The sequence below is a fragment of the Streptomyces sp. NPDC026417 genome (assembly GCF_055567695.1).
Window position 1 is genome coordinate 1 of record NZ_JBVHPY010000029.1, and the last position, 12,485, is coordinate 12,485.

The following is a 12,485-nucleotide window of genomic DNA, read 5'->3' on the forward strand; positions in this document are numbered from 1 at the left end:
CCCGGTTACATTCCGAACCCGGAAGCTAAGCCTTACAGCGCCGATGGTACTGCAGGGGGGACCCTGTGGGAGAGTAGGACGCCGCCGAACAAATTGTGAGAGAACCCCCGTACCGGGGATACCGGTACGGGGGTTTTCTGCATTTCGGGGTCCTTTATTGTCGGAGCATGCGCTACGACCTGGTCATCTTCGACAACGACGGCGTCCTCGTGGACAGCGAGCCGATCTCCAACACGCTTCTGGCCGCGTACCTCACCGAACTGGGGCACCCCACCTCGTACGAGGACTCCCTGCGCGATTACATGGGCGCCGCCATGCACCGCGTCCACGACACGGTCGAGGAGCGGACCGGTCGGCGGCTCCCCGCGGACTTCGACGATGTGTTCCACGCGCGGGTCTTCGCCGCCTTCGAGCAGGAGTTGCAGCCCGTGCCCGGTGCCGTGCAGGTGCTGGAGAAGCTCGCCGCGGACGGGGTGCCGTACTGCGTGGCCTCCTCCGGGAGCCATGAGCGGATCCGGGTGGGGCACCGTACGACCGGGCTCGACCGCTGGTTCGACGACGGGCGGATCTTCAGCTCGCAGGACGTGGGGCGGGGCAAGCCGGCGCCGGACCTCTTCCTGTACGCGGCCGAACGCATGGGCGTACCGGCGGAGCGCTGTGCGGTCGTCGAGGACAGCCCGCTCGGCGTCCGGGCAGCGAACGCGGCCGGCATGGACGTGTACGGGTTCACCGCGATGACGCCTGCGGAGCGGCTCGGCGGTGCGACGCAACTCTTCGGTGACATGGGGGAGTTGGCGGCGCTCCTCGGGTGACGGCGTCCGTCCGGCGGCACTGACATTTGTCATCCCCGGTTCCGGACGATCGTTCCTACTGCCGCCCCGGGTCCGGGCGCCAAGCTGTGTACGTCGAGAACGGGACGTACACAGCGACTACGGAGGGACCCGACCATGAGCCTCACGGCCACCGCGACCAGCACCGAGGCACCTGCCGCTGCGACGGGCCCGGCCGGGGGCCGCGGTTCCGTCCGGCAGGGCTTCATGCCGTTGATCGTGGACGTGGCGGTGCCGCTCGCGTCGTTCTACCTCCTCAAGGACGGGCTCGGACTGAGCACCGTGGCCGCGCTCGGCTGGAGCAGTGTGCTGCCGGCGGCGCGGACCGTGTGGAGTGCGGTGCGGGACCGCAGGCTCAACGGGCTGGCGGCGCTCATCCTCGTCGTCAACGTGGCCGGGGTGGTGCTCGGTTCGCTGTCCGGCGACCCGCGGCTGATGCTGGCGAAGGACAGCGCGGTCAGCAGCGTCGTCGGCGTCGGGGTCCTGGTGTCCGTGCTCCTCGGGAGGCCGATGATGACGGCGGCGATGTCGCCGTTCCTCATCAAGGGGGACGCGGCGAAGGCGGCGGCCTGGGAGCGGCTGGTCAGTGGGTCTCAGCGGTTCCGCAGGGCGGAGCGGACCTTCTCCGCCGTCTGGGGTGCGGTGCTGCTCGGCGAGTGCGTGGTCCGCGTCGTCGGCGCCTACACGCTGCCGGTCGACACGATGGTCTGGCTCGGCACCGTCATCATGATCGGTTCCATGGCCGTGGCGTTCGTCGTCAGCGGTGCGCTCGCGGTCGTCCCGATGGAGATCATGCTGAAGGAGGAGCTCTGCGCCCGGGCGAAGTAGCCCACCGGACGAAGAGCTGAGCAGAATTCATCTTCTGCTTGATCTACCCACGGGTAAGCCGGGGCCCTACGCTCGCCGCCATGACAGATGTGCTGCGGCGCGGTAGGGCCTCGTTGGCGTTCAGCTTCTTCGCCCAGGGCGTCGCCTTCGCGCTGCTAGTAACGCGCATCCCGGCGATCCAGGACCGTTACGGGATATCCGACGCCCTGCTGCCCGCGTTCCTCGCCGCCGTGCCGATCCTCGCCGGAGTCGGCAGTGTCTGTACGGAGCAGTTGGTCAAGCGGGTGCCGCCCAGCCGGGTGCTGAGGTGGTCGCAGCCCGTCGTCCTGCTGGCGCTGCTGGGGGTCGGGGCCGGTGACCGGGTGGCCGAAGTCGCGTTCTGCCTGGGGGTGTTCGGGCTCGCGGTGGGTGCGCTCGACGCGTCGATGAACATGCTGGGCGTGAGTCTGCAGCGCACGTACGGGCGCAGCATCATGCTCGGCTTCCATGCCGTGTACAGCCTGGGCGGCATCGTCGGCGCCTCGCTGGCGTGGGCCGGGGCGCACTGGCATCTGTCGCTCTTCACGTCGTATCTGCCGGTGGTGGCGGTGCTGCTGCCGGCGGCCCTGCTGGGGAGCCGCTGGTACGTGGACCAGGGCGCCCCCGCGGCGGGGACGGGGGCAGCTGGCGGACCGGGGGAGGACCCGGCGGAGACCGGCCCGGTCGTCTTCAAGCTGCTGCTGCCGCTGTGCCTGGTGATGACCTTCGCCTACATCGGCGACTCGACGGTCTCCAACTGGAGTGCGAAGTACCTGCAGGACGTGCTGGGCAGTTCGGAGCAGCTGGCGACCGTCCCGTACAACGTCTACATGGTCACGACGCTGCTGGGGCGGGCGATCGGGGACTTCGGGGTGCGGCGGTTCGGCGCGGTGGCCGTCGTACGGACCGGTGCGGTGGTGGCGGCGCTCGGGTTCGCGGTGGTGGCGGTGGCGCCGGGGGCGTGGGCAGGGATGCTGGGATTCACGCTGCTGGGACTCGGGCTGTGCGTGATCGTGCCGCAGACCTTCGCGGCCGCCGGACGGCTCTTCCCCGGCTCCTCCGACACGGCGATCGCGCGGCTCAACATCTTCAACTACGTCGGCTTCCTGGTCGGTTCGCCGCTGGTCGGAGCGCTCGGGGACGCCTGGAACTACCGGGGGGCCATGCTCGTACCGATGGTGCTGGTCCTGCTGACCCTGAGGTATGCCAGGTCGTTCACTCCTGAACCGGACCGATACGGTGACCAGCATGAGCGGCCGCACACAGCTGATGTGGGACGAGGCAGTAACGGGCTATGACTTCGGCCCGGATCACCCGATGGATCCGGTCAGGCTGGCACTGACCCGGTCCCTGGTCGGTGCCTTCGGGCTCGACCGGGAGGTCGAGGTGGTCGCGGCGAAGCCGGCCGGGGACTCGACGCTGCGGCTCGTCCACCGGGAGGACTACGTGGAGGCGGTCAGGGCCGCGTCCGTGGACCCCGGTGCGGCGGACGAGTCGTACGGGCTCGGGACGATGGACGATCCCGCGTTCGCCGGGATGCACGAGGTGTCCGCGCTGATCGCCGGGCAGTCCGTGGGGGCGGCCGAGGCGGTCTGGCGCGGGGACGCGCTGCACGCGGTCAACTTCGCCGGCGGGCTGCACCACGCCATGCCGGGCGGCGCCTCGGGCTTCTGCATCTACAACGACGCCTCGCTGGCCATCGCACGACTGCTGGAGCTGGGCGCGGAACGGGTCGCCTACGTGGATGTGGACGTGCATCACGGTGACGGGGTGCAGGCGTCCTTCTGGGAGGATCCGCGGGTCCTGACGATCTCGCTGCACGAGCATCCGCGGACGCTGTTCCCGCAGACCGGGTGGCCGGAGGAGACCGGTGCGGACTGTGCGGAGGGCTCCGCGGTGAACGTGGCGCTGCCCGCGGGGACCGGGGACGCGGGCTGGCTGCGGGCCTTCCACTCCGTGGTGCCGGAGCTGATCGCCGACTTCCGGCCGCAGGTGCTGGTCACCCAGCACGGGGCCGACACCCATTTCGAGGATCCGCTGGCGCATCTCGCGGTGTCGCTCGATGCGCAGCGGGCCGTGCAGGTCGCCTGTCACGAGCTGGCGCACGAGTACGCCGACGGGCGGTGGGTCGCGCTCGGGGGCGGCGGCTATGCGGTGGTCGACGTGGTGCCGCGGTCCTGGACGCATCTCGTGGGGATCGCGGCGGGGCGGCCGGTGGAACCCGAGTCCGTGATTCCCGAGAGCTGGCGGCAGGAGGTGTTCGCCCGGACGCGGCAGTTGGCGCCGATGCGGATGACGGACGGGCGGTGGCCCGTGTCCTTCCAGGACTGGGAGGCGGGGTACGACCCCGCGGACCGGTTGGACCAGGCCGTTCTCGCGGCGCGGCGGGCCGTGTACCCGTTGCGCGGGCTGCTCGCCTAGGTTGCCCCTGGGATCGCCGAGAAGGCGCCGCATGGGTCATTGAGCCAACTGTGGGGTGTTTTCGGGGTTTTCGGGGTGGTGGAGGCGTCGATGCGTCAGCATCGCTGGCGTGTTGAGCACCGGAGCATTGCGTGCGCATCTGCTGGCGGCTCGGCTGGCCGGCACCGTCGCCACCTCGCGCGAGGAGAGTCTGCGCAGCTATCGGCTCTTCGCGGCCCGCGACCCCCGGGTGCTGATCGGGCTGGATCCCGAGTGGACCTGGGGGCAGCAGGAGCTGATCGAGCTGATGGCCGACAAGTGCGGGGTTTCGGCCGATCCCAGTCACACTTCAGGGCATGATGTGATCGACCCTGAGCGGACGCTGACGGCGCTGCACGCCTTCGCCGAGCGGCTCGGGACGGCCGCCCGCCGCGGGGCGCCGGTGCTTTTCGGCACCGGGCACCCCCATCGGCTGATCGGTTTCTACGCCGCTTTGGCGGACGCCCTGTCGGCGGTCGGATGTACCGTCCTCACCCCGGCGCAGGGTAGCTCTGTCGACATAACGACCCGGTTCGGCCTACGCACGTACAACCTGGACTACGTACGGGGAGTCGCGCTGGTGCGGGAACCCGGAGCCCAGGCCCCCGGGCGTGCGACCGGCGCACACACGCACTCGCCGCTCCCGGTTCGCACCGTGCTGGCGGCCGCCGCCGAGGCCGGAGGACCGCTTCCCGAGCTGGTGGTCGGAGACCACGGATGGGTCTGCGGAGCAGGTCAGCTGGGGTTCGAGGCCATCGGTCTGGCCGACACGGACGATCCCGCGCTCTTCGTCGGGGAGGCGGAGGGGCGCGTGTCCGTCGCCGTTCCACTTGATGACGCTGTGCGGTCTGATTACTACCGACCGCTTACTCGCTATGTACTCAATCGAGCGTGTCTGTCACAGTAGGCCGCCGATGGCAGCTCCTCTTCCCCACTCGCATCACCCGCCCCTACTCTGGGGAGTGAGCACGCAACGACGAAGTGTCACCGGAAGGGGAAGCCGGTGGCCGTCGAGTGCGGAAGGTTCAGGTGTGTCATGGCTGCAGCTGGCGAGAGGCCTCTGAACGAGGTTCAGTTCCTGACCGTGGCGGAAGTCGCCTCGGTGATGCGAGTGTCGAAGATGACCGTGTACCGGTTGGTGCACAGCGGTCATCTGCCGGCGATCCGGGTGGGGAGGTCCTTCCGGGTGCCGGAGCAAGCGGTTCACGAGTACCTCCGCGAGAGCTACGTGGGGGTGGAGACCGCCTGACGGCGTTCCGCGGGTTCCCCGGGAGGCCCTCGCGGCCCCTCCGGGGAGCCCCGGTTCACCTCGATTACGACCTCAGCGCTCGGACGGGTAGGCTAGCCCCTCGTAGGTCGTGTGGGCCCCGGCGCCCAGCACCGAGTGAAGAGAAGTGAGCGAGGGTAGTCGTGGGCTCTGTTATCAAGAAGCGGCGCAAGCGGATGGCCAAGAAGAAGCACCGCAAGCTGCTCAAGCGCACTCGCGTTCAGCGTCGCAACAAGAAGTAAGGCCGCCCCCCGCATCCGCGGGGTTCGTCCTTACTGGTTGCGCGACCGCTGCAACAGCGCGCTCTGTGGCCCCCCACCGTCAGGTGGGGGGCCACAGCCGTGTCCGGCCGCGGGCGTCCCGGACGGGTGCCCGTGCGGCAAATGGCTGGGTCCGATCGCACGTCCGGGGCTGTCGTCACTTCATGCTCCGGGCGGTCATCACAGCGCAACAACAACCCGCTAGGTTGGCCGCACACGGGGAACCCGGCAGGGTACGAGCAGCGGTACGCAGTGCGGGACGAGGCGGAAGGAAGGCGCTGATCTTGGGGAAGGTCGTGCTCGTGACCGGAGCGGCCCGTCAGCTGGGAGGCCGTTTCGTACGGCGGATCCAGCGGGACCCGGGCGTGGAGCGGGTGATCGCGGTGGACGCGGTCCCGCCGGAGCACCACCTGGGGGGTGCCGACTTCCTCCAGGCGGACATACGGCAGCCCGCCATCGCGCGCGTGCTCGCGGAGCACTCCGTCGACACGGTCGTGCACATGGACGTGACCGGCACGCCGCTGGGCAGCGGCAGCCGCACCTCCCAGAAGGAGACCAACGTCATCGGCACCATGCAGCTGCTCGGTGCCTGCCAGAAGTCGCCCACGGTCAAGCGCCTCGCCGTGAAGTCGAGTACGAACGTCTACGGGTCCGCGCCGCGCGATCCGGCCGTGTTCACCGAGACGACCCCGCCCAAGTCGCTGCCGAGCGGCGGCTTCGCCAAGGACACCGTCGAGGTCGAGGGGTACGTGCGCGGCTTCGCGCGCCGCCGGCCGGACGTCGCCGTGTGCGTCCTGCGGTTCGCCAACATCCTGGGTCCGAGCGCGGACTCGCCGCTCGCCTCGTACTTCTCGCTGCCGGTGCTGCCCACCGTGCTGGGCTACGATCCGCGGCTGCAGTTCGTGCACGAGGACGACGTGATCGAGGTGCTGCGGCTGGCCTCGCACGAGCCCGCCCGCGGGACGCTCAACAGCGGCACGTTCAACATCGCCGGAGACGGCGTCCTGCTGCTCTCGCAGTGCGCGCGGCGCCTCGGCCGGCCCACGGTGCTGCTGCTGATGCCCGCGGTCAGCTGGGTGGGGACGGCGGTGCGTACGCTGGGCATGACGGACTTCTCACCGGAACAACTGCGGCTGCTCACGCACGGACGGGTCGTGGCGACGAACCAGATGCGCGAGACGCTCGGTTTCCACCCCAAGTACACGACCGCGGAGACCTTCGCGGACTTCGCCCGAAGCCGGGGGCCCGGACTCCTGCCTCCGGAGGCCCTCGCGGGAGCCGTCGACCGGATCGCCGCACTGCCCGCCCTGGGTGGCGGCACATCCCCGACGCAGAGCGCCAATTGAGGAGCGCAGCAACGATGGCGGACGCCAAGGTCATTCCGTTCGACGACGACCGGTCGCGTGGCGGTGCCGTGCAGCGCCCACCGCGGCGACGGGGCGCGGGGAGCCGGCTCAAGGGGGAGCCCGCTGCGGTACGCGAGGTCCAGCCCCTGCCGGGTCCGGCGCCCGCGCAGGATGATGTTCCCGTGACACAGGAGAGGCCGGAGGCGAGGGGCGGCGGGCTGGAGCGGCGGATCGCCGGCGGCCTGGCCTTCCTGCGCCGACGCCTGACGGGCGACTACGAGGTCGACGACTTCGGCTACGACGCCGAACTCACCGACCAGGTCCTGATGTCCCTCATCCGCCCGGTGTACGAGAAGTACTTCCGGGTCGAGGTGAAGGGGATCGAGAACATCCCCTCCGAGGGCGGGGCGCTGATCGTCGCCAACCACTCCGGAACGCTGCCGCTGGACGGCCTGATGATGCAGGTCGCCGTCCACGACAACCACCCGGCGGGCCGTCATCTGCGGCTGCTCGCCGCAGACCTGGTCTTCATGCTGCCGGTCGTCAACGAGCTGGCGCGCAAGGCCGGTCACACCCTCGCCTGCGCCGAGGACGCCGAACGGCTGCTGGAGCGGGGCGAGCTGGTCGGTGTGATGCCCGAGGGCTTCAAGGGCATCGGCAAGCCGTTCGGCGAACGCTACAAGCTCCAGCGCTTCGGGCGGGGCGGCTTCGTCTCCACGGCCCTGCGGCAGGGCACCCCGATCATCCCGTGCTCGATCGTCGGGGCCGAGGAGATCTACCCGATGATCGGCAACGCCAAGACGCTGGCGCGGGTGCTGGGCTTCCCGTACTTCCCGATCACGCCCACCTTCCCGTGGCTCGGGCCGCTCGGTGCCATCCCCCTGCCGACGAAGTGGACGATCCAGTTCGGCGAGCCGATCCGCACGGACGGCTATCCGCCGGAAGCGGCCGAGGACCCGATGCTGATGTTCAACCTGACGGACCAGGTCAGGGAGCAGATCCAGCACACGCTGTACAAGCTGCTGGTGCAGCGCCGGTCGGTCTTCTTCTGATCCGCGACGACCTGTCGGATCATCCCGGATACGGCGATGGGGCGCCCCTCGTGCGGAGGGGCGCCCCATCGCCGTCGGCGCGTTACCTGGTGTCCTCGCTGTCGATGCCCAGTCCCGGGAGGAGACCCGGGAGGAGCGGCGGCAGCGTGACGTCCGGTTCGGCGGCCGGGCTGCTGCGGCCGGCCGAGGGAGACGAGCTGGTGTCGTCCTCGGGCGGGTCGAGCAGGCCGCCCGTGTCGCCTCCGAGCAGCCCGTCGCTGTCGCCGTCCGACGTGGACGGCTTGGGCTTGCCGCTGCCGGAGTGGCGGCCGTCGGAGGAACCGCCGGTGGCGCTGGGCGCCGGCCGGTCCGTGTCCGACGATCCCGTGGAGGAGGAGCCGGAACCCCGGCGGCCGTCGTCGTCCCGCGCCGGGGGCCGGGGCAGCAACGAGCGCAGCGGGTCGACCTCTTCGTCTATGGCGTCGAAGACCGACGACACCTGGTCGCTGACGTCCCCGAGCTGCACCGGCAGCCGGTCGCGCAGCGCCCCCCACGCCTCACGATGCGTCTGCGAGAAGGCGGACAGGGCCTGGATGGGGGCCAGTGAGCCGTCCCGCTCGTACGCCTCGTGCAGCAGCCGGTGGCCTTCGGACGCGTCGTGCTGCATGCCGGACAGGGCCCGGCGGATCTCGCCGAGCGACTCGTGGTCGAGCGGGCCCGAGCGGTCCCGCTCCATCAGCCGGCGTGCCTCGTTCAGCCTCGTCGAGGCGTGGTCGAGGTAGATCTGCCCGCGGTCGCTCGCGCCGTCGGCCAGACCCAGCTTGATGTCCTCCATGCCGCGCTTGAGCCCGTAGAGCGAGTCTCCGGGCAGGGCGTCGGAGCTGGCGGCGGCCACACCGCCGAACGCTCCGGCGGCCACACCGACGGTGAGCCCGCCCGCGGCAAGGCCTTTGGACAGCCGGGACCGCGGTCGCAGCTTCCCGAGGCCGGTCGCCCGGTGGGCGCCCCGGCGGTGGGACCGCTGCTCGGGAACCGGAGAATCCCTGACTTCGCCCAGCGGAGCCGTGCCGTCCAGCAGCATGGCCTCCATCGCGGCCACGAGCTGAGCCCGCTGGACGACCTTGACCTCAGGGTCCAGTACTGGTTTGGGCAGCTCGCCGAGACCGGTGGCGAGGGCCAGCATGAGGCCCTGCTCGGTCTGTTCCGCAGCAGCCGGGGGCGGTGCCGATCCATCTGGCTGCTCGGCCGCCGTGCCCCGGTCGGACTGCTCCTCCAGGGCCTGGGCGAAGGCGTTCGCCCGCCGGTGCGCCGATACGTTCGCGATCACTGGCGGCACCTCCTCTCGTCATGACGGTCGACTCCCCAGGGGGTCCTGAGGGTTGCACGCCCGGAGCGCACCCACACGATCGAGTGACCGGAGGTGGGTCCGGGTGTGACCACAGGGAGCCTGTATCCCGCACAACGAGCGTCGCGGCACTTGGGTTACGGACGACGGATGATCGGACCGCGAAGTCAATGGACTTTTACCGACAGTGAGTTGATCGTCGCTGAGCGTGTTGGACCGTAAAGTGATCTATTGCGGGTCAGCGGGCGTCGTCCGGGAGGAGCCGGGCGAGGGTGCGCACGGCCCGGTACTGGAGGGTCTTGATGGCGCCCTCGTTCTTGCCCATCACGCGAGCGGTCTCGGCGACCGACAGACCCTGGAGGAAGCGCAGGGTCACACACTCCTGCTGCTGGGGATTCAGTCGCCGTACGGCGTCGAGCAGTGCCGCGTTGGACAGCGACTCCAGGACGGAGTCCTCGGGGCTGCGCTCGACCTCGTTCGCGTCGAGCATCTCGCCGGTGGTGACCTCCAGCCGGAACCGGCTCGACTTGAAGTGGTCGGCGACCAGGTTGCGGGCGATGGTCACCAGCCAGGCGCCGAAGTCGCGGCCCTGCCAGGTGAACGTCCCGATGCGGCGCAGCGCGCGCAGAAAGGTCTCGCTGGTGAGGTCCTCCGCGGTCGCCTTGCCCCCGACGCGGTAGTAGATGTAGCGGTACACGGTGTCGCTGTACTGGTCGTAGAGGCGTCCGAAGGCGTCGGCCTCGCCGGCCTGGGCCCGCTCGACGAGATCCATCATCCGGGCGCTGTCACTGTCCGCGGCCGGGCGGCGCGCGGTGGGCGTGGCGGCCGAGCGGCCTCGTCTGCCGACCGCCGCGCTGCCGTCGGCCAGTGCATAGCACGGGCCTACGGGTGCGGCGGAGACAGCGAGGGCGGGGACGGCGTACGCGGTGGGGACGAAGCCGCGCAGGCGGTCGAGGACCGTTGCGCGCAGCGTAGCCAGGCCCGAGGCGTCAACCCCGACGTGTGGGTACACGGGACTCCCAGAGGCAGAGCTTCCATCACGTGCAGTACCGGACCGTTCACCCGTCGTAGCGACTGGTGGAGTCCGTCATGCGTTTGAGGAGAATAACGCTTCGTACAGGCAGCACTACACCCAGTTGCTCAAATCATCGATTACGTCGTTTCTCTCATCGATTGACGCCTGATCAAGTGCCGAACGCTGACCAGTTGTTGATCGAATGGGTTCGACTTCCGTTTGAGTGCGGGGCGCCTTGTGCTCGTGTGCGGACGTCGGGACTGGCGGGGACGTTGCGGGGTAGAACAGCAGGATTGTCACTTCTCGCGCCACCCGGAACCCGTGTTCGCGCGTACTTCTGTACGGCGGCGTCAACCCCGGGCCCTGGCCGTACGGGCGCCCGCCCGTCGCGCGCGCATACGGGAAGAGCGCCCGGGGGAACGGGCGCTCTGCAGGAAACGGTGGGGGAGTAGCTAGCGCCGGCGGCGGCTCAGGGCGATCGCCGCGGCGGTGCCGCCCGCCACCGCACCGACCCCGGCCGCCGCGGGGATGCCGACCTTCGCGGCCTTGCGCGCGGTGCGGTAGTCCCGCAGCCGCCACTCGAAGGACCGGGCGTGCTTGCGGAGCTTGGCGTCCGGGTTGATGGCGTAGGGGTGGCCCACCAGGGACAGCATGGGGATGTCGTTGTGGGAGTCGCTGTAGGCGGCGCAGCGGGAGAGGTCCAGCCCCTCCGCGGTCGCCAGCGCGCGGACGGCCTCCGCCTTGGCGGGGCCGTGCAGCGGCTCACCGACCAGCTTGCCGGTGTAGACGCCGTCGACGGACTCGGCGACCGTGCCGAGTGCCCCCGTCAGCCCGAGCCGGCGGGCGATCACGGTGGCGATCTCCACGGGCGCGGCCGTCACCAGCCACACCTTCTGGCCCGCGTCCAGGTGCGCCTGGGCCAGCGCGCGCGTGCCGGGCCAGATCCGCTCGGCCATGTACTCGTCGTAGATCTCCTCGCCGATCGACATCAGTTCGGCCACGCGGTGGCCCTTGACGATGGAGAGCGCGGAGTCGCGGGCGTCCTGCATGTGCTCGGGGTCCTCGACCCCGGCCAGCCTGAACCACGCCTGCTGCCAGGCGAATCGGGCGAGGTCGCGGGTCTCGAAGAACCTCCGCTTGTACAGGCCGCGGCCGAAGTGGAACAGTGCGGCGCCCTGCATGACGGTGTTGTCCAGGTCGAAGAACGCGGCGGCCCTGACGTCGCCGAGCACCGGGAACTGCGGTTCCTGCACGGCGAGGTCGGGCTCGTGCGTGAGCTCCGCGTAGTCCTCCAGCTCCTGGGAGGTCTTGCGCGCTGCCTCAGCCGAGGCCTCGCCTGCCAACACGCTCCGCGCCGTGGCGGAACGCCTACGGGGAGTGAGCCATCCGAGAGCGGCCATGCCGTGAGCATAGCCAGTCTGTTCGGCCCGTCCGGAGTCGAGAGGATGCGGGGCTGTGAACTCTCCGCGACCGCGCCGTTAAAGGCGTGATCCGACCGGCGCGGCGGATCCCCGTCCGCGCGGGCCCGGCCGCGGCGGGGGCCGCCGACGCACGCCCGGGGCGCAGGGGCCCGGGTGGGGCGAGAATGGCCGACATGACACCCCTGTTCCGGCGCGGTGGCCGCCGTGAGGAGAAGACGGACATGACGAAGGCGCCGCACGAGCGGTTGGTCACACTCATCAGGAAGCCCGGATGCCATCTGTGTGATGACGCACAGGTGGTGGTCGAGAGGGTCTGCGCGGAACTCGGCGTCCCCTGGGAGACGAAGGACATCACGCAGGACGAGGAACTGAACCGGCAGTACTGGGAACAGATCCCGGTCGTGCTGGTGGACGGCGCCCAGCACACCTTCTGGCGGGTCGGCGAGGAGCGGCTGCGCAAGGCCCTGACCGCCTGACCGGCCGCCGCGTTCCTGCCCGAACCGTGACTGACTGAGTAGTCCAAGTGGTCCGGAAAGTCGCTTAGGATCGAGGGCGGTTCAGATCTCGGGGGCGGGATGCGTAAGGAGTGTGTACGGTTTTGCCCCCTTCCAGTGGAGAACGAAGGCGCGTGCGCGCCGGTTCCATACGCATGCGCCGGGGTCGCGTGACCCCCATCACGTTGGCC

General features: G+C 70.1%; 13 protein-coding genes and 1 rRNA gene. 11 read left to right on the top strand and 3 right to left on the bottom strand.

Translation table 11 applies throughout. The annotated features are described in order from the left end of the window. The 10 genes from rrf to ACZ4NT_RS33340 form a co-directional block, all read left to right on the top strand. Window positions 1-90 (top strand): 5S ribosomal RNA (gene rrf, locus ACZ4NT_RS33295); the annotation flags it as partial. A gap of 77 nt (window positions 91-167) precedes the next feature. Next, on the top strand, window positions 168-812 hold the full coding sequence (locus ACZ4NT_RS33300; RefSeq protein ID WP_467728792.1) for an HAD family hydrolase: 645 nt from the start codon (window positions 168-170) through the stop codon (window positions 810-812). A 135-nt stretch (window positions 813-947) separates the two neighbouring features. Next, on the top strand, window positions 948-1,658 hold the full coding sequence (locus ACZ4NT_RS33305) for a VC0807 family protein (protein WP_467728794.1): 711 nt from the start codon (window positions 948-950) through the stop codon (window positions 1,656-1,658). Between the two features lie 80 nt (window positions 1,659-1,738). After that, window positions 1,739-2,974, top strand: a complete 1,236-nt coding sequence (locus ACZ4NT_RS33310) for an MFS transporter (protein ID WP_467728796.1) — start codon at window positions 1,739-1,741, stop codon at window positions 2,972-2,974. After that, window positions 2,925-4,097, top strand: a complete 1,173-nt coding sequence (locus ACZ4NT_RS33315; protein ID WP_121405337.1) for an acetoin utilization protein AcuC — start codon at window positions 2,925-2,927, stop codon at window positions 4,095-4,097. The genes ACZ4NT_RS33310 and ACZ4NT_RS33315 overlap by 50 nt, the downstream gene beginning before the upstream one ends. Window positions 4,098-4,206: 109 nt before the next feature. Next, a complete protein-coding gene (locus ACZ4NT_RS33320) occupies window positions 4,207-5,022 on the top strand; it encodes a phosphatase (protein ID WP_121405338.1) in 816 nt (271 codons plus the stop codon). A 129-nt stretch (window positions 5,023-5,151) separates the two neighbouring features. Continuing rightward, window positions 5,152-5,364 (top strand): helix-turn-helix domain-containing protein, encoded by a 213-nt coding sequence (locus tag ACZ4NT_RS33325; RefSeq protein WP_004984898.1) that lies wholly within the window; start codon window positions 5,152-5,154, stop codon window positions 5,362-5,364. Between the two features lie 161 nt (window positions 5,365-5,525). Continuing rightward, window positions 5,526-5,624 (top strand): 30S ribosomal protein bS22, encoded by a 99-nt coding sequence (locus tag ACZ4NT_RS33330; protein WP_003948845.1) that lies wholly within the window; start codon window positions 5,526-5,528, stop codon window positions 5,622-5,624. Window positions 5,625-5,926: 302 nt separating this feature from the next. Further along, window positions 5,927-6,988, top strand: a complete 1,062-nt coding sequence (locus ACZ4NT_RS33335) for an NAD-dependent epimerase/dehydratase family protein (RefSeq protein WP_467728799.1) — start codon at window positions 5,927-5,929, stop codon at window positions 6,986-6,988. A 14-nt stretch (window positions 6,989-7,002) separates the two neighbouring features. Then, window positions 7,003-8,040, top strand: a complete 1,038-nt coding sequence (locus ACZ4NT_RS33340) for a lysophospholipid acyltransferase family protein (RefSeq protein ID WP_467728801.1) — start codon at window positions 7,003-7,005, stop codon at window positions 8,038-8,040. An 82-nt stretch (window positions 8,041-8,122) separates the two neighbouring features. Here the strand turns inward: ACZ4NT_RS33340 and ACZ4NT_RS33345 are convergent, their stop codons facing one another. The 3 genes from ACZ4NT_RS33345 to ACZ4NT_RS33355 form a co-directional block, all read right to left on the bottom strand. Further along, window positions 8,123-9,346 carry a DUF5667 domain-containing protein gene (locus ACZ4NT_RS33345; RefSeq protein WP_121405341.1) on the bottom strand — a complete coding sequence of 408 codons (1,224 nt, stop codon included), beginning with the start codon at window positions 9,344-9,346 and terminating at the stop codon, window positions 8,123-8,125. Window positions 9,347-9,602: 256 nt separating this feature from the next. Then, window positions 9,603-10,376 carry an ECF subfamily RNA polymerase sigma factor, BldN family gene (locus ACZ4NT_RS33350; protein ID WP_121405342.1) on the bottom strand — a complete coding sequence of 258 codons (774 nt, stop codon included), beginning with the start codon at window positions 10,374-10,376 and terminating at the stop codon, window positions 9,603-9,605. Between the two features lie 455 nt (window positions 10,377-10,831). Next, window positions 10,832-11,779 carry an HAD family hydrolase gene (locus ACZ4NT_RS33355; protein WP_467728804.1) on the bottom strand — a complete coding sequence of 316 codons (948 nt, stop codon included), beginning with the start codon at window positions 11,777-11,779 and terminating at the stop codon, window positions 10,832-10,834. Window positions 11,780-11,964: 185 nt separating this feature from the next. Here ACZ4NT_RS33355 and ACZ4NT_RS33360 point away from each other — a divergent pair, with 185 nt between their 5' ends. Further along, window positions 11,965-12,276, top strand: a complete 312-nt coding sequence (locus tag ACZ4NT_RS33360; protein ID WP_121405344.1) for a glutaredoxin family protein — start codon at window positions 11,965-11,967, stop codon at window positions 12,274-12,276. The last annotated feature ends 209 nt before the right edge of the window (window positions 12,277-12,485 follow it).